The sequence below is a fragment of the Paraburkholderia sp. MM5477-R1 genome (assembly GCF_050436385.1).
GTDB classification, from domain to species: domain Bacteria; phylum Pseudomonadota; class Gammaproteobacteria; order Burkholderiales; family Burkholderiaceae; genus Paraburkholderia; species Paraburkholderia tuberum.
On record NZ_JBNDMC010000003.1, the window covers coordinates 1,384,125 to 1,406,879 of the forward strand.

Consider the following 22,755-nt stretch of genomic DNA (forward strand, 5'->3'; position numbering starts at 1 on the left):
CGACGAGGAGCGAGCCATGCAGAACGTCGCCCCGATCGAGCGCATCTGGCAGATAACGAAAGACCTCGAACTGGCGGTCGCTGTTGGCGAGTGGGAGCGCGCCGCGCAGCTCGCGGACGAGCGCTCGCCCCTCCTGACGGCGCTCGGCGCGCCCCAGCCGCAGGAGGTCATCGTGCGGCTCAAGGAGATCCACGAGATCGACAGCCGCATCGTCGAGGCCGCGCAGGCCGCGCAGCAGGTGCTGGGCGCCGAGTATCAGGCGAGCATGCAGGCGAGCCGCAACGCCGGGCAGTATTTGAGCATGGCGCGGTACTGAAGCAGGAGCAACGGTTCATTGCGTCCTTCGCGGCGCAATGGCGTACCCTGGCCCGCCTTGCGCGGGCTTTTTCTTTTCCGTTTCTTTGCCCTGAGAGTTCATCGAAGGCAAATTGGCGCCCGTTTTGACGCTAGCTCGGACGATCGGCGCAATTGCCCACCCCCCATAATTCCAACGTTCCGAGTTCTTGACGCGTACGCGCGCCTTCGTCATGACCGCCTTCCTCCCTCCGGGTTGCACCGCCACGCCTGCCGCCGCATCGCAGCAGAATCACGACATCGCGCTCGCCATGCAGAGCGCGATCGAACATCATCGCCTGCAGGAATATGACGAGGCGGCCGCGCGTTATGCCTCCGTCCTGGAGGCCGCGAGCGATCACACCGACGCGCACTACCACCTCGGCGTGCTGCTCATGCAAACGGGGCGACCCTCCGAAGCAGTGCCGCATTTCGAGGCGGCGCTCGGGCAGGTGCCGAAAAATGGGCAGATCTGGGTCTACTACATCAACGCCCTCGTCGCCAGCCGGCAGACCGAGGCGGCGCGGGTCGTGCTCGACCTCGCGCGGCAACAAGGCCTGCCCGAGGCGGCCGTCCAGATGCTGCACGCGCGCATCAATGGGGAAGAAGCGCCGCTGCCGGCCACGCCGAAGCCCGAGGCTGCGCCCGCTCTCGCTCCCCAGGCTGATGCGAGCGGGAGCGACACGCGCTCCCCTGCGGCATCCGATACGGACAGGCGCGTGAAGCTCGATACGCGCCGAGCAAGCCTCAAGGAGATGCGCCAGCTCCAGCATCTCTTCAACAGCGGGAAACTCGAGGCGGCGCTGAAGGTCTCCCGCCGCCTGACGCATCAATACCCGTCGCACGGCGAATGCTGGTACGAACTTGGGCGTGTCCTGCAACGCACGGGCCGCTACACCGAGTCCGTCGAGGCAGCCGACCACGCCGCCCGCCTGCTGCCCAATTTCATTGCCGCCCGGACGATGCTGACTGACGGGCTGATTGCCACCCGCCAGTATCAGCAAGCCGAAGCGCATTGCCGGCAGGCGCTCGAAAAATATCCGGAAAGCGCCGCGCTACATCGCAACCTTGGTACCGCCTTAGAGGAGATGGGCCGGTACGCCGAGGGGATCGTCCATCTCCGCCGTGCCGTGGAACTGGCGCCGAACGACGCCCTCGAGTGCGACGCGTTTGCCCTCTTGCTGCTCAAGCATGGTCTGTACGACGAAGCCGAAACCGCCTTCCGCCGTGCGCTCGAACTGGCACCGATGCAGGCGATAATCCACAGCAACCTGCTGTTCACCCTGATGCACAAGCCCGATCTGGACGCGCTCAGCGCATTCGCGGAGTTCCGGGAGTTTGCGGCGCGCCACGAAGCGCCGCTGCGTGCGCGTCGGCCCCGGCACACCAATGACCGCGATCCGTCGCGGCGCCTGCGAGTCGGTTTTGTTTCCGGCGATCTGCTCGGTCACCCGGTTGCGTATTTCTTCCTGTCGGTGCTAGAGCATCTGGCGCTCGATTCGAGTCTGTCACTGCACATCTATTCGAACTACGCGGTGACCGACGGCTTCACCGAGCAGATTCGTGCGCATGCGCAGACGTGGAGCGAAATCTTCGGCATGAGCGACGACGCAGTCGTGCAGAAGATCCGCGACGACGGCATCGATATCCTCATCGACCTGTCCGGCCATACCGGCCGCAACCGGCTCGTGGCCTTCGCGCACAAGCCGGCGCCGGTCCAGGCGAGCTGGATCGGCAATCCGGCCACGACGGGGCTGGACGCCGTCGACTATTACCTGTCGGACCGTTTTGTCACGCCGCTCGAACAATTCGAGCGCCAGTTCTCGGAAAAGCTCGTGTTCCTGCCGGCGCTCGCGCCGTTCAAGCCGCACCCGCAAGCGCCGGACGTCAACGAGTTACCTGCCCTGAAAAACGGCTTCATCACGTTCGGCAGCTTCAGCCGCATCGTCAAGATCGGGCCTGAAGTCGTGGCGCTCTGGGCACGCGTGCTGCGCGAGGTACCGGATTCGCGCATGGTCATCGGCGCGATTACGGCACGGGAGCAGATGGACAAGCTGACCGGGCTGTTCGCGAGCGAAGGGATCGACTTGAGCCGTATCAGTTTTCTGCAGCGCGGGAATGTCTCGACTTACCTGCAGCAGCACAATCTGATCGACGTCTGTCTCGACACGTTGCCCTTCGGCAATTCGACCACGACCATGCAAGCGTTGTGGATGGGCGTGCCCACCATGACCCTGCCCGGCGTTTCGATGGCGAGCCGCGGCAGCACGGGGTGGCTCTCGCACCTCGGGCTCGACTCAGCCTTCGTTGCGCAGGACAAGGACGACTTCGTGCGCAAGTGCGCCGCGCTGGCCGCCGACCCCGAAGCGCTCGCGGTAGTGCGCGGCGAGCTGCGCGAGTACTGCAGACAGTCGGTCCTGATCGACGCCGGCGCGATCTCCAACGCCGCCTCGCGCGCGTTTCACACCATGTGGCAGCGGTGGTGCGACGGACTGGAGCCTGAGCATTTCGAGGTTCTGGCCCATGTCAGCAATGCGCACACCACCGGGGACAGCCCAGCAGGCCTGTCGCCCGAGCAGCGCGCCGCGCTGGCCGGTGAATTCGTCGATACGCTCACGCTCCTGCTCGACAAGCAGCAGTTTGCCGAGGCCGAAGCTGTAGCCCGCCAGTTCACCACGCTCTTGCCAGAAATCGGCAAGGCATGGCACATGCTGGCGACGTCGCTGCGGCAGCAAGGGAAACCCTTTGAGGCACTGGAGCCTTTGCGCAAGGCCGATACCCTGCTGCCGAACGACAGGAATATCCGCCAGGAACTGAGCCGAGTCTCACAATACGTGAGCGATCTTGAGCGCATCGCGCCGGTCAACCGGGCTGAGCCAGCGAGCGAGCTGGCAGCGCTCAGGGCGGATAGCCGGCAATACCGGCATCCAGTCGGCGCCCTGATCGCCAACGTGCCGGTTCTGATCCCGACCTTTAACAACGTCACATATCTGCGCCGGATGGTGTCGCAGCTCCAAGGCAGAGGATTGCGCAATCTCATCGTCGTGGACAACGCATCGAGCGCCCCCGGTATGCTCGACTACCTCGCCAGCATCCAGGATACGGTGAGCGTCGCACGGCTCGACCACAATGTCGGGCCGCGCGCGTTCACGCTTTCAGACGTCATCTATCACCGGCTGCCGGACATTTTCTGCATTACCGATCCCGATCTCGAACTGAATCCCGAGTTGCCCGATACTTTCCTGTTCGACCTGATAGACGCCACGGAAGCTTTGAAAATCGGCAAGGCCGGCTTTGCTCTCGACATCTCGCAACCCGCGCTGATGGACGAGAAAGCACTCTCCATCATGCAGTCGGACGGCGTGAAGAACTATGGGCTGATCGACTGGGAAGCACGCTTCTGGCAACAGCAGATCGCGGCGACCGCCAACGGTGACCCGATCTTTCGCGCGCCGATCGATACGACCTTTGCGGTCTACAACAAGCGGTACTTCCGCCGCGAAACTCATCTGGCTGCGGTGCGTTTCGGTGGACGGTACACGTGCAGGCATCTGCCCTGGTACAAGGACAACGGACTGGATGCTGCGGAGGATCAGTACTACCGCGAACACCAGGCATGGTCGACGTTCCTGAAGTGACCATTGCGCCTGGTCGGTCAACTAAAGCTTTGTTGCGGGCACGTGGGGTAGAGCGATAGTTCAGGCGACAGACTATCGGCGGGCGTCACGCTGAACGCCTCGCCGTCCTTCGGGCGTACTCGAGATCGGGACGCTCAAGACGGAGCCGGCCACAATTACCGAGACGTCTGTGTACGTGCCGGTCGTTTGCGTCGTCGTATTGGCCGAGTTGTCCTGACCCTATAGATCATCGCGCCGGTGGTTGTTCTGAATAAACTTGAGACGTGCGCAAACTATTGCGCCATCTTTTGCGCCACGCATCGACCGCGTTCAAGCGCGAGGCGTGCGGCGTAGCCTTCGTGCCCGGGGCTGCAACGTAGTGCGAGGCGGCGTATGCTCAACGGTCCCGGGTTTGCCCGGCCATTTCCCGCATTGCGTTCGCCCACTCATACCTGGAGCCATCATGGAACTACGCAGGATCGGCACTTCCTCGTTGCAGGTCGTCCCGCTCATGTTCGGCGGCAACGTATTCGGCTGGACGGCCGATGAAGCCACCTCTTTCTCGATCCTCGACGCTTTCGTTGAAGCCGGACTCAATTTCATCGACACCGCCGATGTCTACTCGGCCTGGGTGCCCGGCAACCAGGGCGGCGAGTCGGAGACGATCCTCGGCAAGTGGTTCCGTCAGAGCGGCAAGCGCGAGCGGATCGTGCTTGCGACCAAGGTGTCGAAGCATCCGCAGCGCAAGGGGCTATCGGCCGCAAATATCCAGGCGGCGGTCGAAGACTCGCTGCGCCGCCTGCAAACCGATTACATCGACGTCTATTTCTCCCACGACGACGACACCGCGACGCCGCTCGCCGAAACGCTCGGTGCGTATCAGAAGCTGATCGAGGCGGGCAAGGTGCGCGTGATCGGCGCGTCTAACTATACTGGCGCGCGCGTCGAGGAAGCGCTCGCGGTATCGCGCGAGCACGGGCTGCCCGGGTATCAGTTGCTGCAGCCCGAATACAACCTGTACGACCGCGCGCAATACGAGAGCGACAGCGAGCCGGTGGCGCTCGCGAATCATCTCGGCGTGGTCGTCTATTACAGCCTCGCGAGCGGGTTCCTGTCAGGCAAATACCGCAGCGAGGCCGATCTGGCCGGCAAGGCGCGCGGGAGCCGGGTCGAAAGATACCTGAACGGGCGCGGCTTGCGGATTCTCGGCGCGCTCGACCGCGTCGCGCAACGGCACGGCAGCACGCCGGCCGCGATCGCGCTTGCATGGCTGATCGCGCGCCCGAGCGTTACGGCCCCTATTGCGAGCGCAACCTCGGTCCAGCAGTTGAAGAGCCTGGTCGCGGCCGTCCAGCTGTCCCTCGCCGCCGACGATATTCGTGAGCTGGACGAAGCGAGCGCCTGATAAGGCGAACACCTCGGCCGCCAACGCGGGGGCGATCCGCGCCAGGGAATAGCCTGGCGCAATCGGTGAACCCCTGGTAGGATGGAGAGTTTCCTGATATGATCGGGAGTGAATTGAGATCTTTGCCTGTTTCCTCAGTGTTCTTGGTTGATGAAAGGTTGGCGAAACGGCAACAGACGCGGCTTTTGCATTACGTCTGTCCGCGTTCCGCGGTGAACTCCCCACCTCTCTTTTCCGGCCTCCGTGGCCGCTTTGCCTCTCGCTTCATTCGTGGTTTGGCCGGGGTTGTTTATCAGCCTCGCGTTTGCCTGTTACTGGCCATGAATCGGAGCGACCGGAGGGCCGGCGCGTGAGTGGTGACCTGAGCGGTTACCGCCATGCAATTAAACCCGTATCTAGTGATTGAGTTAGGAATTACATGACGACGATTCTTCTGAAGGAAAACGAGCCGTTCGAAGTGGCAATTCGCCGCTTTCGTCGCGCAATCGAAAAGAATGGCCTGATCGCTGAACTGCGTGAACGCCAGTCGTACGAAAAGCCGACCACGGCTCGCAAGCGCAAGAAGGCAGCAGCTGTTAAGCGCCTGCACAAGCGTCTGCGCAGCCAGATGCTGCCGAAAAAGCTGCACTAAGCACGCTTTTTACATACGCCGAACGGCGGTGTGAGCTTCGAAAGAAGCCACATCGCCGTTTTGCTTTTACAGCGTCGGATTTTGCCCCTGCGTGCAGCCGTTACGCCGCGCTCCTCAGCCGTTCGGCCGACAGCCCGAACTCGCGCGCGATCGAGCCCAGCCGGTCGTGCCACTCCCATGTGCCGAACACGTCGTGCACGTTTTGCAGGCAACTGAGCAAAGCGATGGTCACCGGGTCGTATACGTTCATGCGGGCGCGAAGCAGCGCTTTTTTCAGCGCGGCCAAGCCGACATCCATGTAAGCGGGATGTTGCCGACCGGGCAGCCGCCGCAATAGCCGCGGTAGGCGCCGCCGCCCCTCGGTAGCAACGCAGCGCGTTTCTGTTCGAACAGATGCGTGACGGACTGATCGTAAATGTCCTGGTGGGTCAGGAAGCTAAGTGTTTTCATGGTTGGTCTCCCGCGTCCGAGGCGGTAGTTATTTGTTGTTGAGCGCGCATCGCGTGAGCGCATGGCGACGAGTATCCGCCGTGCGTCGTCCGACGAAGGGCCGACTACGCGCATGAAAGGGCGCCAATTCACGCGTTTGCGCCTCCCGCGGACGCCGTGGCCTCACCTCGCCTTCCGACCACGCCCCTTCTTGCCCAGCGACACGCATCGCTCACGACACATGCAGGTCGTCTCATGATCGTTGACCATGCCGACCGCCTGCATGAATGCGTAGCAGATCGTCGAACCGACAAATTTGCAGCCGTAGCGCTTGAGCGCCTTACTTAGCGCGTCCGATACTTCCGTCGACGCAGGTGCATGCTTATACGAAGCCCATTCGTTCTGAATCGGCGTGTCGTCGACGAATGACCACACGAAGTTCGCGAGCGAGCCATGTTCGGTCTGAATCTGCTGCACAGCGCGCGCGTTCAGGATGGCCGCCTCGATTTTGCCGCGATGTCGAACGATGCTTTCATCGGCGACGAGCGCATCCACGTGCTTCAGCGTGAAGGCCGCGACCTTGTCGATGTCGAAGTCGGCGAATGCACGGCGGTAGCCGATGCGCTTGTTGAGGATCGTCGACCATGACAAACCGGCCTGCGCGCCTTCGAGCACGAGCATCTCGAACAGGTGCTGGTCGTCGCGCGAGGGCACACCCCATTCGGTGTCGTGGTACTGTGCGAGCGCTTCGCTCGATACCCAGTTGCATCGTTGTGTCACTGTCGTGCCCCCGCGTGGTCATGTCGTTCGCCAGCATAGCGGAAGCGGTGTACGCCGCAAGCTGGCCAATCGGCTAATTGCGCGATTCAAACTGACCTGCCACGCTAAGCGTTTTTCACCCACGGAACTGATTCGATTCGATGAACCACGACTTCTTTCTGATCGGCGTCGACGGCGGCGGCACCGGCACGCGCGTCGTGCTCGGCGACGCGCAGGGCCGCGAACTGGCGCAAGCGGCAAGCGGCCCATCGGGCCTTGGGCTCGGCATCCCGCGCGCATGGCAGTCCATTCAGGCCGCCTGCGGCGAAGCGTTCCAGCGAGCCGGAGTCGCGCTGGACTGGTCGCGCTGCGTGCTCGGTTGCGGACTGGCGGGCGTCAACAATCGCGACTGGCTCGCCGAGTTTCACCAGCAGGCGCCGCGGCTCGCCGGACTGGCCGTCGAAACCGACGCCTACACGACCCTGCTCGGCGCGCACGACGGCGCGCCCGGCGTGATCGTCGCACTCGGCACCGGCAGCGTCGCGGCTTCGCTCGCGAGCGACGGCGAATTCCGCATGGCCAGCGGCTACGGCTTTCCATCGGGCGACGAAGCGAGCGGCGCGTGGCTCGGCCTCCGGCTGATCGTGCACGCGCAACAGGCGCTGGATGGCCGCGTTGCCGTCGACGATCTCACGCAAGCGCTGCTAGCGCATACCGGCGCGCGGGATCGCGACAGTCTCGTCGTGTGGCTGTGCACGGCCAATCAGACTGCCTACGCGCGGCTCGCGCCGATCGCGATCGAACACCGCGCACATCCGTTCGCGGCGCGGCTGCTCGGCGAGGCCGGCGTCGAAGTCGGCAAGATGATCGCCGCGCTGGACGCGACGGACGCGCTGCCGGTCGCGTTATGCGGAGGCCTTGGTACGCCGTTGCGCGAGTACGTGCCGCGGGAGTATCAGGCGCGCCTGCGCGAGCCGCGGGCAGACTCGGCGCATGGCGGCTTGCAACTGGCGCGGCGCGAGGCGCAGCGGCTGGCTCGATGAGACCTGTAAAATACCCGCTTTGACGCTGCCTCGACGGTTCAGCCGCCGGACTCATCATGTATAAAGTCATCGCCACGGATCTCGACGGCACACTGCTCAACGCTGATCACCAGGTAGACCCGTTCACGGTCGCCACGGTGCGCAAGCTCGAAAGCGACGGGCTGCAGTTCGTGATCGCCACCGGGCGGCATTACTGCGACGTCGCGGGCATCCGCGATCTGCTCGGCATCAATCCGTATCTGATCACGTCGAACGGCGCGCGCATTCACGCGCCTGACAACACGGTGATCCACGCCGACGATTTGCCGCCGGCGATCGTCCAGCGTCTCGTGCAGCCCGAAATTGTCGGCGCGCATGGTCGAGTGATCGTCAGTCTGTTTGCAGACGAGGCGTGGCTCATCGACCGCGACGCGCCCCATCTGCTGGAATTTCACCAGGATTCCGGCTTCACGTACGAAGTGACCGACCTGCCGAAGCACGATGGCGTCGACATTGCCAAGGCGCTGTATATCGGCGACCCCGCCGATCTCGCGCGGGTGGCCGCCAATCTGGAACGCGACTTCGGCGAACGACTGTACGTGACGTATTCATTGCCGGATTGTCTCGAAGTGATGACCGCGAATGTGTCGAAGGGGCGCGCCCTGCAGATCGTGCTCGAGCGTCTCGGTGTCGACGCGTCGCACTGCGTCGCGTTCGGCGACAACATGAACGATATCGATCTGCTCGAGACGGCCGGCCATCCATTCATGATGAACAACGCCAATCCCGATCTGATCACCCGTCTGCCGCATGTGCCGCGCATCGGCAACAATTTCGAGGCGGGCGTTGCGCATCATCTGCGCAAACTGTTTGCGCTCAACGACGAACTGGCATCTTGAACCGTAGTCACTGCGATTGAAAGCGGCCCGCATCCACTCGCGTGGATGCGGGCCGCAACAGTTGCTCGCGAAGCGCGCAGCGTGCGCTCCGCTAGCGCTCCTCAATCCCGCCAGCCGCGGTGCTCGCCTCGATTGTCATGACCCCAGCGACGGTTGTCGTGACCCCAGCCCCGGTCATCGCGGTGATAGTCGCGGTAGTAGTCGCCGCGCGGGTAGCGATGATCCCAGCTGCCGTAGTACACCGGCTCCGGCGCCGCGTAGACGCGCGCGGGCGCGGCATAAACCGGGGCACCGAGCGATAGGCCGACGCTCAGATCCGTATGCGCTTGCGCGACACCGCATGCGCCCGCCGCGAGTCCGGCAGCAACCAGCAAGTGAGTGACGATGCGTTTCATGTTGGTCTCTCCTGTGAGGCGACGTAGGTTTGTCGCACAGGGCCAATGTACGCACTCGAGGTGGGCTGGACTGCGACCAGATGTTACGGACTGCAAGCATCGTCGAAGTCATCGAAGCTAGAAAAAACGCTCGCGCGGACGTTGCGCGCAAATACCTTACTTCGCTTGCAGCCGCGCCGCACGGGGCTTTGCGGCGGATCAATTCAAGCCGGCAGGCGGCTGGTCGCGCACGCTCGCCGCTTGCCGCGCCAGCGCACGTAAACACGGCTTACATCTGTATTGCTCAATTAATCCGCCGCGGGCGCCGAAGCGGCCGAAGTTGCGGAAGAGGCCGCCCCTGCCGAAGATGTCGACACTCCCGGCAAGGCCGCGCAAGGGCAATCGGTTGCCCGCCCGTCGAGCCCTTCGCGATCGTGTTTGAAGCTCGCGCGCGGCGTGCCGTTCTGCCAGTCGAGTCGGACGATGTAAATGCTGTCGAAGTCGTCGCTTTGCCATTTCGGCACGTCGGCCGCGCGACCGCCATGCGCGCTCAACATCTGCCGCAACAGCTTCTCGATCAGCTTGTGCTCCCAGGCAACGACGATCAGCTTGCCGCGATTGGCCGGGTCGACGAGCGCGTTGCCGAGCTGGTCGATCTGCGCAAAACCGTACGGTGTTTGGACCGGCATCTGGAATTGAATCGCGGTCGGTTCGATCGTCGCGAGCGGGCGCACGTAATAGTACGGATGACCGCCGTCGTCTTTTTGCTGGGCGGGGTCGGGCGCGTAGATCGCATCGGGTTTGCCGAATTTGGCGGCGATCACGGCCGGCAACGCGAGCGCGCGGTTGAGCCCCTGGCAGTCTAGCTGGCCGTACCCCTGCGCGGGTTTCTCGCCGTGTCGAACGAATACGAGGGTTTCGATATTGCCGCCCGCCGCGGCAACGACGGGGGCCGCGGTCGCAACGACGGTCGCCGTGTTCGTCGCCGCGGACGCGGCCGGCAACGCCATCGTGCTCGCGCACAGGCCGCCGAGCGACAGTGCGACGCCATGCAGGAATCCGCGGAAACGGTTCATCGAAAGCACCTGTACGAGGCTGGGAAGTCGCCCGATTCTAGCAGCGGTGCCCACCGGCACGCGGCCGGCGCGGCATTCATATCGCATTGGCGAGCGCAATGAATAATGGGCGCCGAGGCGCCCATTCATGCCGGCTACGCGACGATCGCGAGACCGGGGCGTCGAACTGGCCGTCAGTCGAGCGCCAGCTTGCGCGCATCGCTGCTGCGATCCTCAGCGATCAGCGGATAGACGACACCTGCGATCACCGCACCGATGATCGGCGCAACCCAGAACAGCCACAGCTGATCGATCGCCACGCCGCCGACGAATAGCGCCGGGCCCGTCGAGCGCGCCGGATTGACCGACGTGTTGGTGACAGGAATCGAGACCAGATGGATCAGCGTCAGGCACAGGCCGATCGCGATGGGCGCGAAGCCGGCCGGCGCGCGGCGGTCGGTCGCGCCGAGAATCACGAACAGGAAGAAGCCAGTCATTACCACTTCGCAAATGAAGGCAGCGGCGAGCGAGTAGTGACCCGGCGATTGCTCGCCGTAACCGTTCGTCGCGAAGCCGCTCGCGACCAGGTCGAAGCCAGGCTTGCCCGACGCGATCAGCGACAGCACGAATGCGCCGAGCACCGCGCCGACCACCTGCGCGACGACATAGGGCAGAAGATCGCGCACCGGAAATCGGCCGGCGACGGCCAGTCCGACGCTCACCGCCGGATTCAGGTGGCAGCCCGAAATGTGGCCGATCGCAAAAGCCATCGTCAGCACGGTCAGGCCGAAGGCCAGCGACACGCCGACGAAGCCGATGCCCAATCCGTGAACCGGCCCGGCGAAGTTGGCGGCGAGGACCGCGCTGCCGCAGCCTCCGAGCACGAGCCAGAAGGTGCCGAGCAATTCGGCAACGAGGCGCTTTGACAACTGCATGTTTGGTGATCCTAAAAAGAATGGGTACTTCAGAAGCACGCATCGAAAAGGGCGAGTACGTACCTTGAGCGCGCAATTCTAGGCAGACAGCGCCAAATCGAGTGTCAAAGATTGTCAATCCGCACAGAATTTATAAACTATTACGAGATAAAGCGCAGGTTTTACAATTCACACTCTTTAATAATTATCAGAGGAAAATTCGCTAAACCGGTATTAGTCGCCATTGCGAATTTTTATAATTGCAGCTAGTCTGCGGTCGAATGAGTTCTAGAAAAGGGGAGAACCGAATGTCTCAATATGCAGACCTCAAGGCGCAGATTGCCAAATTGCAGGCACAGGCAGAAGAAGCGCGACGCACGGAAATCGACAATGTCGTCGCCGACATCCGCCAAAAGATCGCCGAATACGGTCTGACCGCGCAGGATCTCGGTTTCGCGGTCGCCGCCAAGCGCGGCCGCCCGCCCAAGAAGACGCCGCTGCCGGCGAAATATCAGGACCCGAAGTCGGGCAATACATGGAGCGGGCGCGGCAAGCCGCCCAAATGGATCGTCGGCAAGAATCGCGAGCGATTTCTGATTGGCTCGGCGTGACGCCCGCCCGACCTGATGTGAGACGGGGTGAAGGCGGTCTGAAGGTTTCTTTGCTGTTTGGCTTATTCGCCGCGCGCAAGTCCACCGTGGAAGCGCAACCATCCCTGTATTAAAAAAGCCGCCCACACAGGGCGGCTTTTTCGCGTCCGGCAGCCAAAAGACTTCGTTTTTCGCTCGCGCAAACGATTCCGATGCCGGACTCGCCGCTATTGCGGCGTTATAAGCGAAGGTTCACAGCGCCGCTTCAATGCGGGCCGAAAACGGCCAGCCGTAAAAGCGCCGGCCGTTTTCAGGCGCGCCTAGCCGACCGCGACCTGGCGCAATACCGGGCGCCGCGACGTTTCAATCAAGGCGGAATAGCCGTCGATATAGTTCTGCGCCATCGTTTTCGAACTGAAGCGGCGTTCGAACTGGGCGCGGATTTCGATGCGCGACAGCTCGTCGAGACGCTGCAGAGCCGCTACTGCGCCTTGCACGTCCTCGACGATATAGCCGGTCACGCCGTGGTCGATCACCTCAGGCACGGAGCCGCGGTTGAACGCGATAACCGGCGTGCCGCAGGCCATCGACTCGATCATCACGAGGCCGAACGGCTCGGACCAGTCGATCGGGAACAGCAGCGCCTTCGCGCCCGACAGAAACTCGGGTTTCTGCGCCTCGTTGATCTCGCCGACGAACTCGACATGCGCCATCGACAGCAGCGGCTCGATCTCGCGCTTGAAGTACTCCATGTCGACCTTGTCCACCTTGGCGGCGATCTTCAGCGGCAGACCGCTTTGCGCGGCGATCCTGATAGCTGTATCGACGCGTTTTTCCGGGCAGATGCGGCCGAGGAACGCGAGATATTCGGGCTTCTTGTGCGGCTGCGGCGTCAGCAACTGGTCCGGCAGACCGTGATAGATCGTGTTGAGCCAGTTGGCCTGCTGCAGCGGCAGACGCTGCGAATCCGAAATCGACACGACCGGCACATGCGAGAACGCGTCGAACACCGGCTGTAATTCCGGCAAGTCGAGACGACCGTGCAGCGTGGTCACGAACGGCGTGTCCATCGTCGTGAACAGGGGGAACGGCAGGTAGTCGAGATGGAAGTGCAGCACGTCGAACTCGTGCGCGATCTTGCGGACCTTTTCCATCATCAGCACGTGCGGCGCCAATGCATCGCGAATCGTCGGATCGAGGCGCAGCGCGCGCGGCCAGCATGCCTCGAGATTGGCGGACGTGACCGAGTCGCCGCTCGCGAACAGCGTGACGTCATGGCCGAGCTCGACCAGCGCTTCGGTCAGATACGACACGACACGTTCGGTGCCGCCATAGAGTTTCGGTGGGACAGCTTCGTAGAGCGGCGCGACTTGTGCGATTCGCATGCGTTTTCTCCTGTGTCGATCAAAGTTAGCGCTGTGGCGCCGACCCGGATCCCATGCGGATTTTTGATACTTACCGGGGCTTCGCACCACGGCTGAATGGCGCGTGGTACGTCTGCCTAACCGGACGGTTGGGCGCGGTTTGCCCCGCCCGAGGGGGCTCCGAAATAGCTATCGGGTAATCCCTTAGCCTTCATTATCGGGATCGACCGCGGTAATTCGAGTTATTTTTCAAACGCTTAATGTTGTTACAGCGCGAAACATCGACCGTTACAGCTGCCGCGCAAGGTCGAGCCGCCAACAGGGCCCCATCATCGGGAAGCGTAATTCCACCGACTCAATCAAGCTCGACAGGCGAAATGCACCGTAGCAAGCGGCGGACCCGAGGGTCGGATGAGCCGGGAAAGATCTCTAACTGAGCCAGATTGCAGCCGGCTGAAAACGTCTTATAATTCTTTTCCACCGATTTACGGTGCGGCGGTGAAGTTCTGAAAACTCACCATCCGGTACACGCCGCAGCCGTATAAATTCCCAGCACGCATCGTCAGTCCCGCCCCGCGCATCAATTCGGCCCAATTCGTGCCTCGCCGCAACCCGGGTTGTAGGAATAATTCCTACACAAATGACGGATTAATCCGTCACCCAGCTGGGGTGTCTCTCCGATTTTCGGCTGTGCCCCCTTTCGAGACAATGCTTGCAAGACCAGAGACGAGCGGATTCGCGCGGATTCAGCGCGCGCGTTCGAGCAAACGTTTCCGCAAAAATCGGCCTGACCAGCCGGGCATACGAACGGGGGAAATCATGAGCACGACTAGCCATATGCTCAGTGAGATCAGGGAAGTCAATCTTTCCTATCTGCTGCTCGCCCAGCGTCTGCTGCGCGAAGACAAGCCGATGGGCATGTTCCGCATGGGTATTTCGGACCAGCTGGCCGACGTGCTCGCCAATCTGTCGTTGGCGCAGACCGTCAAGCTCGCGGCGTCCAACCAGATGCTGTGCCGCTTCCGCTTCGACGATCACGCGGTGCTGTCCGCCCTTGCGGACAAGGACAAGTCCAGCGCGATGGCGCAGGCTCATTCGGCGATCCTGATGGCGAGCCAGCCGGTCGAGCAGATCGGCTGATGGCCAGTAAGAGCGTCTTACTCGAAGTCCGGGAAATCACCCTCGCGATCGAGCTGATCGAACTGGGCGCGCGTCTGCAATTGCTGGAGGCGGAAACCAGCCTGTCGCGCGACCGGCTCGTCAAGCTGTACAAGGAATTGAAAGGGGTGTCGCCGCCCAAGGGCATGCTGCCGTTTTCGACCGACTGGTTCATGACCTGGCAGCCGAACTTTCATTCGTCGCTGTTCTACAACATCTACCGTTTCATGGCCGGTCACGGCGGCTGCCGCGCGATCGAATCGATCGTGAAGAGCTACCGGCTGTATCTCGAGCACGTGCAGTTGCACGACGACGAGCCGGTGCTCAGTCTCACGCGCGCCTGGACGCTGGTGCGCTTCTTCGACTCGGGCATGCTGCAGATGAGCGCCTGCCGCCGCTGCGGCGGCCACTTCGTCGCGCACGCGCACGATCCGCAGCACGGGTTCGTTTGCGGGCTGTGTCAGCCGCCGTCGCGCGCGGGCAAGACGAAGAAGGCGGCGCAAACGCGGGCCGAGCGGCAAATCGCCGTCGCCGGAGTCCCGGCCGAGGTGCCGCAAGTGACCGACGCGCGAGCTCACGAGGCCCGCTGCCCCGCCCCCACGCTCGATACCCTCGTCACCGCCGAAGTCTGAGCAGCACGCGTTGAGGCAGCGCAAGCCTCTGGTTTACACCGGACTCGAGCGCCGTCTTTTTCCCCAAAGTTTTCCGCCCCGGTGCCGTAAACCTGACTAACGACGGTAACCGTCGCTTTTTTGTGAGGGCTCGGCAGTGCTGATTTTCGTGGGAACACTCGTGACGCTGTTGTCCGTTTTCGGCGGTTACGCGCTCGAAGGCGGCCATCTCGGCGCGCTGCTGCAACCCGTCGAGGTGCTGATGATCGTCGGCGCCGGAGTCGGCGCATTCATTCTCGGTAACGGGATGAAGACGATCCGGGCGACCCTGCGCGTCATTCCGACCCTGTTCAAGGGCGCGAAGTACAACAAGGACGTCTACATGGAGCTGATGGGGCTCCTGTACGTGCTGCTCGCGAAAGCGCGCAAGGAAGGCACGCTGACGCTCGAAGCCGACATCGACGATCCGTCGAAGAGCCCGATCTTCACGCAGTACCCGAAGATCCTCGCCGACAAGCACATCATCGAGTTCCTGACCGACTACCTGCGGCTGATGGTCGGCGGCAACATGAATGCATTCGAGATCGAAAGCCTGATGGACGAGGAGATCGAGACGCACCACCAGGAAGGCGAGGCGCCCGCGCACGCGCTGACCAAGGTCGGCGACGCGATGCCGGCGTTCGGTATCGTCGCCGCGGTGATGGGCGTCGTGCACACGATGGCCTCGGCCGACAAGCCGCCCGCGGTGCTCGGTGAAATGATCGCGCAGGCGCTCGTCGGCACGTTCCTCGGCATTCTGCTTTCGTACGGGCTGATCGGGCCGCTCGCCAGCGTCGCCGAGCAGCGCGTGACCGAGTCGACCAAGATGTTCCAGTGCATCAAGGTGACGATCCTCGCGAGCCTGAACGGCTACGCGCCGGCGATCGCGGTCGAGTTCGGCCGCAAGGTGCTGTTCTCGACCGAGCGCCCGTCGTTCGCCGAGCTCGAAGAGCACGTGCGCCGCGTCAAGGCGAAATAAGCAGGCGACGGGAACCGAACCGATGAGCAGCAAGGACAAAGACCGCGCAATCGTCGTCAAGCGCAGCGCGCCGAAAAAGTCCGGTCATCACGGCGGCGCGTGGAAGCTCGCGTACGCGGACTTCATGACCGCGATGATGGCGTTCTTCCTGCTGATGTGGCTGCTGAGTTCGGCCTCCACCGTGCAGCTGAAAGGTATCGCCGACTACTTCAACCAGCCGTTGAAGATCACGCTGTGGGGCGGCGATCGCAGCGCCGAAGACTCGAGCATCCTGAAGGGCGGCGGTCGCGACATCTCGACCGACGCGCAGGGCGTGACCCGCTCGACCGACGGCAGCAGCAGCCGCGCCGAGCGCACCGCGTCGCACAACGACGACGACTCCGTGAAGCAGCTGACGGGCGCGCTCGAACGCCAGGAACAGGTGCGCCTGCACGACCTGCAGGTCAAGCTGATGGCCGCGATCGAGGCGAACCCGGTGCTGCGCCAGTTCAAGCAGCAGATCCGCATCGACTCGACGCTGACCGGTCTGCGCATCGAGATCGTCGACTCGCAGAAGCGGCCGATGTTCGCGACCGCACGCGACGTCGTCGAGCCGTACATGCGCGACATCCTGCGCGAGATCGGCCACACGCTGAACGACGTGCCGAACCGCATCATCGTGCAGGGCCATACCGACGCCGTGCCGTACGCGGGCGGTGAGAAGGGCTATAGCAACTGGGAGCTGTCGGCCGACCGCGCCAACGCATCGCGGCGCGAGCTGGTCGCGGGCGGCATGGACGAAGCGAAGGTAATGCGCGTGCTCGGTCTCGCGTCGACGCAGAACCTGAACAAGGCGGACCCGCTCGATCCGGAGAACCGTCGCATCAGCATCATCGTGTTGAACAGGAAGTCCGAGGAGGCGCTCGATCACGACGACTCCACGACGACGACCCTGTCGGACGACGCAGCCGGCTCGAAGCCGCTGCTGCAAAGACTTGCGCAGCCGGTGACGGCTGCACCGAAGTTGCCGGCGGCGGCGCCACCGGCCCAGTAACAGACCGCGGCCGCCGGGCCGCGGCCCGCGCCCGACCGGCGCGCACCGCCCGGCGGCCCAGTGTTAAGCGCAGCGAGGTTTTCATGATCAGGCACATCCTGGCAATCGACGATTCGGCATCGATGCGGCAGATCCTCGCTGCGACGCTGACGGGCGCCGGCTATGAAGTCACGCTCGCGGCGGACGGCAACGAAGGGCTCGAAAACGCGCTCGCGATGGCGTTCGATCTCGTGTTGACCGACCAGCACATGCCCGGCAAGACCGGTCTCGATCTGATCACCGCGCTGCGCGGAAATCCAGCCTATCAGGCGACGCCCATCCTCGTCCTCACGACGGAATCGGGCGAACCCTTCAAAGAGGCGGCGCGCGCGGCGGGCGCGACCGGCTGGATCGAAAAGCCGCTCGACCCGGACATGCTGACCGAGCTGGTGGCGGCGCTGGCCGAACCGGACCCGGCTTGATCCGCGTCATCAACACCTTTAGACACAGTACAGATAGCTCTCGACGCGCCTCTACGGCGACTCAAGCCAGACAGGCACTCTCGCGGTGAACCAGGCATGACACTCGACATCACACAGTTCTATCAGACGTTCTTCGACGAAGCGGACGAACTGCTCGCGCAGATGGAGCAATTGCTGCTCAATCTCGACGTGGCCCACCCGGACCCCGAAGACCTCGCGGCGATCTTTCGCGCCGCGCATTCGATCAAGGGCGGCGCGGCAACGTTCGGTTTCACCGCGCTCACCGAGACCACGCACATTCTCGAGTCGCTGCTCGATCGCGCGCGCAACAACGAGCTGGTGCTGCGCAAGGACATGATCGACACGTTCCTCGAAACCAAGGACGTGCTGTCCGGCCAGCTCGCCGACTATCGCGCGAGCGCCGAGCCCGATGCGGCGGTGGCGCGCGCGATCTGCGCGAAGCTGGAGCAGCTGCACGCGGAAAGCCGCATGGGCGGCGCGCCGGCAGCGGCGGCGAGCGCCGAAACCGCGCCGGCCGTGAGCGCCCCCGCGCCTGCAGCAGCGCAGGCGACGGCAACCCAAACAACAACACAAGCAACCGCGGTACAGCAGCAAGGCGGCACCCCGCCCGAGCACGTCGTCGAACAGGCGGTGCAGGCGGCGGGCGAATGGATCGACGGCGAACCGGCACAGACCGGACAAGCCGCGGGCACGGCCGACAGCGCCGGCCCACATCTGAAAATTACGCTACGGGGCGTGGGAGAGAAAGACCAGGAGCTGCTCACCGAAGAGCTGGGCAACCTGGGCAACATCGTCGGGCAGGTCAAGAGCGGCAGCGATCTGACGCTGTGGCTCTTGAGCGACGTATCCTCCGACGACATCATCGCCGTGTGCTGCTTCGTGATCGACGAAAGTCAGATCACGATCGGCCGTGGCACCGCGCCGGCGGACGACGCGCAGCAGGGCGAACCTGGAACGCCCGACGCTGCCGTTCCGACACCGGCGCAATCTGCGCAATCCGCGCAGGTCGCGCCCGCCGCTCCCGCGGCGCAAGCGCAGGCGCAGCCGGTCCTTCACACCGAGCCCGCAGCATCGTCGACCCCGGCGGCCCTCACCGCTGCGCCCGCAAGCGCATCCGGTCAGGCGGACAGCATCGAGCCGCCGCCTGCGGCACCCGCGGCGGCTCAGGCGGCGGCCAAACCGGCTTCGGCCGCGTCCGCCGATCAGGACCGCAAGGCGCCCCGTCCGGCCGCCGCGGCGGCCGGTCGCCGAAGGCAGCTCGATTCGCGTCGGCGTCGAGAAGGTCGATCAGCTGATCAATCTGGTCGGCGAGCTGGTGATCACGCAGGCGATGCTCGCGGAGACCACCAGCACGTTCGATCCGGCGCTGCACGACCGGCTCTTCAACGGCATGGCGCAACTCGAGCGCAACGCGCGCGATCTGCAGGAAGCGGTGATGTCGATCCGCATGATGCCGATGGATTACGTGTTCAGCCGCTTCCCGCGTCTGGTGCGCGATCTCGCGGCGAAACTCGGCAAGGAGGTCGAACTCGTCACCTTCGGTCAGGCGACCGAACTCGACAAGAGCCTTATCGAACGGATCATCGACCCGTTGACGCACCTCGTGCGCAACAGTCTCGACCACGGCATCGAGACCGTCGAGGCGCGGCGCGCGGCGGGCAAGGATTCGACCGGTCAGCTGGTGCTGTCGGCGGCGCACCACGGCGGCAACATCGTCATCGAGGTCAGCGACGACGGCGCGGGCCTGCGCCGCGACAAGATCCTCGCGAAGGCGGCCAAGCAGGGCATGCAGGTCAGCGACACGATGAGCGACGAGGAAGTCTGGAACCTGATCTTCCTGCCGGGCTTCTCGACCGCCGAGCAGGTCACCGACGTGTCCGGCCGCGGCGTCGGCATGGACGTGGTGAAGCGCAACATCCAGTCGATGGGCGGTCACGTCGAGATCACGTCGCACGCGGGCAAGGGCAGCACCACGCGGATCGTGCTGCCGCTCACGCTCGCGATCCTCGACGGCATGTCGGTGAAGGTCGGCAACGAGATCTTCATCCTGCCGCTGAACTTCGTGATGGAGTCGCTGCAACCGCGAGCCGAAGACATTTACACGGTCGCCAACGGCGAGCGCGTGGTGCGCGTGCGCGGCGAATACCTGCCGCTCGTCGCGCTGCACGAGGTGTTCAACGTGTCGGATGCGAAGCAGGAGCCGACCCAGGGCATCGTCACGATCATGCAGACCGAGGGACGGCGCTTCGCGATGCTGATCGATGAACTCGTCGGCCAGCAGCAGGTGGTCGTGAAGAATCTGGAAACGAACTACCGCAAGGTGCACGGCATTTCCGCGGCGACCATTCTGGGCGACGGCAGCGTCGCGCTGATCGTGGACGTCGCGGCGCTGAACCGCGAATCGCGTCATGCGCATGGGCATGCGCAGGCGATGAGCCTCGCCTAACGCACGCAGCAAACGCGGCACTGACAGACATCGCAACACAACTTCAACTCAATTCATCCCAACCGTTTGGGGGCTAACGTGGCAGAAGTCCAATCCATCAATTCGAGCGTCGCAAACGCGAGCGGTACGAATGGCCGCCGCGACGCGCAGGCGGACGCCGGCGGTCAGGAATTCCTCGTCTTCACGCTCGGCGCGGAAGAGTACGGCATCGACATCCTGAAGGTGCAGGAAATCCGCGGCTACGACAACGTGACGCGCATCGCCAATGCGCCCGAGTTCATCAAGGGCGTGATCAACCTGCGCGGCATCATCGTGCCGATCGTCGACATGCGGATCAAGTTCCATCTCGGCCGCGTCGAGTACGACCATCAGACCGTCGTGATCATCCTGAACGTCGCGCATCGCGTGGTCGGCATGGTCGTGGACGGCGTGTCGGACGTGCTGACGCTCGCGGTCGATCAGATCATGCCGGCACCGGAATTCGGCGCGACGCTGACGACCGAATACCTGACCGGTCTCGGCACGGTCGACGGCCGCATGCTGATCCTGATGGACATCGAGAAGCTGATGACCAGCTCCGAGATGTCGCTGACCGAAACGCTCGGCGTCTGAGCGCAGGCAGTAACGGAACCCGGCACAAGGAGCATCAAAATGCTGAGCAGGTGGTCGATCCGCACGTCGCTGACGATGGTGGGGATTCTTCTGGCGGCGCTGACCGTAGTAGTCGGCGCGCTCGGGCTGACCGCGCTGAATCGCGCGAGCGGCTCGCTCGATCGCATCGCACGCGGCGAACTGGTCGCGATTCATGCGCTCGACGATGCGTCGGCGTATCTGTTGCGTTCGCGCATCGCGATCGAGCGCTTCAACACGCTGACGGCCGCCGGTAACGCGGACGAGGCGAAGAAGGCGCTCGATCGCGCGCAGGAGCTGCTCGGCAAGAGCAAGCAGAGCTGGCAGGCGTATCTCGACGCGCCGAAGCACCGCGTCGAGCAGGCCTTGCTCGACGATGTGCTCGCGAAGCGTACGACGGTGATGCACGACGGCGTCGACGTCGAATTCGCCGCGTTGAACGCGAACGATCTCGACGCGTATCACGCGGTCGCGGACACGAAGATCAGCCCGATGTTCATCGCCTACGACGCGGCCGCCGCCGCGGTGATCCAGGCGTTGCGGCAGAGCGTGGCCGATCAGGAAACGAGCGCGCAGTCGAGCGCGTCGCTGATGATCATGCTGATTTGCGTGACCACGGCGTTCGCGCTGCTGGTGGTGGTCGGCATCCGTTTCGCGCTGCGCGGGCTCATCGTGCAGCCGCTGAACGACGCGACCGCCTGTTTCGAGCGGATCGCTGGGGGCGACCTGTCCACCCCCGTCGAGGTGTTCAGCAACAATGAAATCGGCCGTCTGTTCGCGGGCATCAAGCGGATGCAGGAAAGCCTCGCGACGATGGTGCGCGCGGTCCGCAGCGGCACCGAATCGATCGACACCGGCGCGCGCGAAATCGCGATGGGCAACACCGATCTGTCGCAGCGCACCGAGCAGCAAGCGGCGTCGCTGCAGGAAACCGCATCGAGTATGGATCAGCTGACCGGCACCGTGCGGCAGAACACCGAGAACGCGCGCCAGGCGAGCCAGCTCGCCGTCAACGCGTCGGACATCGCGACGCGCGGCGGCGACGTGGTGAGCCAGGTCGTCACGACGATGCAGCAAATCGCGACCAGTTCGAACAAGGTCGTCGACATCATCGGCGTGATCGAGGGCATCGCGTTCCAGACCAACATCCTCGCGCTGAACGCGGCGGTCGAAGCCGCACGCGCCGGCGAACAGGGCCGCGGTTTCGCGGTCGTCGCGGGCGAAGTGCGCAGCCTCGCGCAGCGCAGCGCGAGCGCCGCGAAGGAGATCAAGGAGCTGATCGGCGATTCGGCCGACAAGGTCAAGAGCGGCTCCGAGCTGGTCGGCCGCGCGGGCACGACGATGGACGAAATCGTGCAGGCGGTGCGTCGCGTGACCGACATCATGGGCGAGATCAGCGCGGCGTCGGAGGAGCAGTCGGGCGGCATCGAGCAGGTCAACCGCGCGGTCGTGCAGATGGATTCGGTCACGCAGCAGAACGCGGCGCTGGTCGAACAGGCGGCGGCCGCGGCGGCGTCGCTCGAAGATCAGACGCGGCAGTTGCAGGCGGTGCTGGGCGGCTGGAAGGTAACCGGCACACCGGCGCGTCAGAGCGCCCCGGCGACGCGTGCGCAGACGCCCGCGCGGCCCGCCAGGGCTGCACCGCAAGCGGCGAGCGCAAGGACTCCGGTGAACCCGCTGGGCGCGAGCAAGGAATCGAAGGCAATCGCGGCGAGCGCGGCGACCCCGACGCAGCACGACGCGGCCGCACGCGTCGAACCGGCATTGAAGCCCCGGCCGGCCGCAGCCGCGGCTCGCGTCACGACCGACACGCCCACGCGCGCCGCTCCGCCGGGCACGGCGAAGGCGAGTTCGGACGCGGACTGGGAAACATTTTAGGCAACGGCAGAGTGACATGTGGTCAACCGGCATCGCGCCCGCGGATGGGCGAAGCATCGAAGCACGCACAGCACGCGTGTCGCGAGCCGGCCATATGTCGCTGGAAC

The 22,755-nt window shown here is 63.9% G+C and carries 19 protein-coding genes and 2 pseudogenes; 15 read left to right on the forward strand and 6 right to left on the reverse strand.

From position 1 onward, the window contains the following. Positions 1-16 precede the first annotated feature (16 nt). From OKW35_RS09625 to rpsU, 4 genes are all read left to right on the forward strand, one after another. The gene (locus tag OKW35_RS09625; RefSeq protein ID WP_184051749.1) at positions 17-316 is read left to right on the forward strand and encodes a flagellar protein FliT; all 300 of its coding nucleotides are present in this window, start codon (positions 17-19) and stop codon (positions 314-316) included. 211 nt (positions 317-527) lie between these two features. After that, positions 528-3,971, forward strand: a complete 3,444-nt coding sequence (locus OKW35_RS09630; RefSeq protein WP_429551772.1) for a tetratricopeptide repeat protein — start codon at positions 528-530, stop codon at positions 3,969-3,971. A gap of 442 nt (positions 3,972-4,413) precedes the next feature. Continuing rightward, positions 4,414-5,355 carry an aldo/keto reductase gene (locus tag OKW35_RS09635; protein WP_429551773.1) on the forward strand — a complete coding sequence of 314 codons (942 nt, stop codon included), beginning with the start codon at positions 4,414-4,416 and terminating at the stop codon, positions 5,353-5,355. A gap of 418 nt (positions 5,356-5,773) precedes the next feature. After that, positions 5,774-5,986: a 30S ribosomal protein S21 gene (gene rpsU, locus OKW35_RS09640; protein WP_006050883.1), complete on the forward strand. Its 213-nt coding sequence runs from the start codon at positions 5,774-5,776 to the stop codon at positions 5,984-5,986. A gap of 100 nt (positions 5,987-6,086) precedes the next feature. Here rpsU and OKW35_RS09645 read toward each other — a convergent pair. Continuing rightward, positions 6,087-6,436: pseudogene (locus tag OKW35_RS09645) on the reverse strand (hypothetical protein). A gap of 162 nt (positions 6,437-6,598) precedes the next feature. Beyond that, entirely contained in the window at positions 6,599-7,195 is a 597-nt protein-coding gene (locus OKW35_RS09650; RefSeq protein ID WP_429551774.1) for a DNA-3-methyladenine glycosylase I, read from the reverse strand. A 140-nt stretch (positions 7,196-7,335) separates the two neighbouring features. Between OKW35_RS09650 and OKW35_RS09655 the strand changes: the two genes are divergently transcribed. After that, the gene (locus OKW35_RS09655; RefSeq protein ID WP_429551775.1) at positions 7,336-8,217 is read left to right on the forward strand and encodes a BadF/BadG/BcrA/BcrD ATPase family protein; all 882 of its coding nucleotides are present in this window, start codon (positions 7,336-7,338) and stop codon (positions 8,215-8,217) included. Positions 8,218-8,273: 56 nt separating this feature from the next. Next, positions 8,274-9,095, forward strand: a complete 822-nt coding sequence (locus OKW35_RS09660; protein WP_429356315.1) for a Cof-type HAD-IIB family hydrolase — start codon at positions 8,274-8,276, stop codon at positions 9,093-9,095. Positions 9,096-9,196: 101 nt separating this feature from the next. Here OKW35_RS09660 and OKW35_RS09665 read toward each other — a convergent pair whose 3' ends face one another. The 3 genes from OKW35_RS09665 to aqpZ all read right to left on the reverse strand — a co-directional run bounded on the left by OKW35_RS09665 (position 9,197) and on the right by aqpZ (position 11,459). Then, positions 9,197-9,490, reverse strand: coding sequence for a PXPV repeat protein (locus OKW35_RS09665; protein ID WP_429551776.1), 294 nt, complete (start codon positions 9,488-9,490; stop codon positions 9,197-9,199). Between the two features lie 287 nt (positions 9,491-9,777). Then, the gene (locus OKW35_RS09670; protein ID WP_429551777.1) at positions 9,778-10,545 is read right to left on the reverse strand and encodes a histidine phosphatase family protein; all 768 of its coding nucleotides are present in this window, start codon (positions 10,543-10,545) and stop codon (positions 9,778-9,780) included. Between the two features lie 173 nt (positions 10,546-10,718). Beyond that, complete coding sequence (gene aqpZ / locus OKW35_RS09675) at positions 10,719-11,459, reverse strand: aquaporin Z (RefSeq protein ID WP_184065992.1); 741 nt, start codon at positions 11,457-11,459, stop codon at positions 10,719-10,721. A 287-nt stretch (positions 11,460-11,746) separates the two neighbouring features. Here aqpZ and OKW35_RS09680 point away from each other — a divergent pair, with 287 nt between their 5' ends. Continuing rightward, positions 11,747-12,049, forward strand: a complete 303-nt coding sequence (locus tag OKW35_RS09680) for an H-NS family nucleoid-associated regulatory protein (protein ID WP_013090908.1) — start codon at positions 11,747-11,749, stop codon at positions 12,047-12,049. 299 nt (positions 12,050-12,348) lie between these two features. On the opposite strand, the gene OKW35_RS09685 is transcribed toward OKW35_RS09680, so the two are convergent. Next, the gene (locus tag OKW35_RS09685) at positions 12,349-13,413 is read right to left on the reverse strand and encodes a glycosyltransferase family 4 protein (protein ID WP_090802471.1); all 1,065 of its coding nucleotides are present in this window, start codon (positions 13,411-13,413) and stop codon (positions 12,349-12,351) included. A 798-nt stretch (positions 13,414-14,211) separates the two neighbouring features. Between OKW35_RS09685 and flhD the strand changes: the two genes are divergently transcribed. From flhD to OKW35_RS09725, 8 genes and pseudogenes are all read left to right on the forward strand, one after another. After that, on the forward strand, positions 14,212-14,532 hold the full coding sequence (gene flhD / locus OKW35_RS09690; RefSeq protein WP_090802472.1) for a flagellar transcriptional regulator FlhD: 321 nt from the start codon (positions 14,212-14,214) through the stop codon (positions 14,530-14,532). After that, positions 14,532-15,182, forward strand: coding sequence for a flagellar transcriptional regulator FlhC (gene flhC / locus OKW35_RS09695; protein ID WP_184065986.1), 651 nt, complete (start codon positions 14,532-14,534; stop codon positions 15,180-15,182). Before flhD ends, flhC begins: the two co-directional genes overlap by 1 nt. Before the next feature lie 136 nt (positions 15,183-15,318). Next, positions 15,319-16,179 carry a flagellar motor stator protein MotA gene (motA, locus tag OKW35_RS09700; RefSeq protein ID WP_090802475.1) on the forward strand — a complete coding sequence of 287 codons (861 nt, stop codon included), beginning with the start codon at positions 15,319-15,321 and terminating at the stop codon, positions 16,177-16,179. A gap of 22 nt (positions 16,180-16,201) precedes the next feature. Next, positions 16,202-17,212: a flagellar motor protein MotB gene (gene motB / locus OKW35_RS09705; protein ID WP_090802477.1), complete on the forward strand. Its 1,011-nt coding sequence runs from the start codon at positions 16,202-16,204 to the stop codon at positions 17,210-17,212. Between the two features lie 83 nt (positions 17,213-17,295). Further along, positions 17,296-17,673: a response regulator gene (locus OKW35_RS09710; protein WP_018418789.1), complete on the forward strand. Its 378-nt coding sequence runs from the start codon at positions 17,296-17,298 to the stop codon at positions 17,671-17,673. Between the two features lie 96 nt (positions 17,674-17,769). Then, positions 17,770-20,140 (forward strand): annotated as a pseudogene (gene cheA / locus OKW35_RS09715) (chemotaxis protein CheA). Positions 20,141-20,218: 78 nt separating this feature from the next. Continuing rightward, the gene (locus tag OKW35_RS09720) at positions 20,219-20,752 is read left to right on the forward strand and encodes a chemotaxis protein CheW (protein ID WP_090802480.1); all 534 of its coding nucleotides are present in this window, start codon (positions 20,219-20,221) and stop codon (positions 20,750-20,752) included. 39 nt (positions 20,753-20,791) lie between these two features. Beyond that, positions 20,792-22,648, forward strand: coding sequence for a methyl-accepting chemotaxis protein (locus OKW35_RS09725; protein WP_429551778.1), 1,857 nt, complete (start codon positions 20,792-20,794; stop codon positions 22,646-22,648). Positions 22,649-22,755 lie beyond the last annotated feature (107 nt).

What these genes read in the sequence shown, in the direction of transcription:
- OKW35_RS09625 (WP_184051749.1), top strand. Translation starts at nt 17, where the DNA reads ATGCAGAACGTCGCCCCGATCGAGCGCATCTGGCAGATAACGAAAGAC.
- OKW35_RS09630 (WP_429551772.1), top strand. Translation starts at nt 528, where the DNA reads ATGACCGCCTTCCTCCCTCCGGGTTGCACCGCCACGCCTGCCGCCGCA.
- OKW35_RS09635 (WP_429551773.1), top strand. Translation starts at nt 4,414, where the DNA reads ATGGAACTACGCAGGATCGGCACTTCCTCGTTGCAGGTCGTCCCGCTC.
- rpsU (WP_006050883.1), top strand. Translation starts at nt 5,774, where the DNA reads ATGACGACGATTCTTCTGAAGGAAAACGAGCCGTTCGAAGTGGCAATT.
- OKW35_RS09655 (WP_429551775.1), top strand. Translation starts at nt 7,336, where the DNA reads ATGAACCACGACTTCTTTCTGATCGGCGTCGACGGCGGCGGCACCGGC.
- OKW35_RS09660 (WP_429356315.1), top strand. Translation starts at nt 8,274, where the DNA reads ATGTATAAAGTCATCGCCACGGATCTCGACGGCACACTGCTCAACGCT.
- OKW35_RS09665 (WP_429551776.1), bottom strand. Translation starts at nt 9,490, where the DNA reads ATGAAACGCATCGTCACTCACTTGCTGGTTGCTGCCGGACTCGCGGCG.
- OKW35_RS09670 (WP_429551777.1), bottom strand. Translation starts at nt 10,545, where the DNA reads ATGAACCGTTTCCGCGGATTCCTGCATGGCGTCGCACTGTCGCTCGGC.
- aqpZ (WP_184065992.1), bottom strand. Translation starts at nt 11,459, where the DNA reads ATGCAGTTGTCAAAGCGCCTCGTTGCCGAATTGCTCGGCACCTTCTGG.
- OKW35_RS09680 (WP_013090908.1), top strand. Translation starts at nt 11,747, where the DNA reads ATGTCTCAATATGCAGACCTCAAGGCGCAGATTGCCAAATTGCAGGCA.
- OKW35_RS09685 (WP_090802471.1), bottom strand. Translation starts at nt 13,413, where the DNA reads ATGCGAATCGCACAAGTCGCGCCGCTCTACGAAGCTGTCCCACCGAAA.
- flhD (WP_090802472.1), top strand. Translation starts at nt 14,212, where the DNA reads ATGAGCACGACTAGCCATATGCTCAGTGAGATCAGGGAAGTCAATCTT.
- flhC (WP_184065986.1), top strand. Translation starts at nt 14,532, where the DNA reads ATGGCCAGTAAGAGCGTCTTACTCGAAGTCCGGGAAATCACCCTCGCG.
- motB (WP_090802477.1), top strand. Translation starts at nt 16,202, where the DNA reads ATGAGCAGCAAGGACAAAGACCGCGCAATCGTCGTCAAGCGCAGCGCG.
- OKW35_RS09710 (WP_018418789.1), top strand. Translation starts at nt 17,296, where the DNA reads ATGATCAGGCACATCCTGGCAATCGACGATTCGGCATCGATGCGGCAG.
- OKW35_RS09725 (WP_429551778.1), top strand. Translation starts at nt 20,792, where the DNA reads ATGCTGAGCAGGTGGTCGATCCGCACGTCGCTGACGATGGTGGGGATT.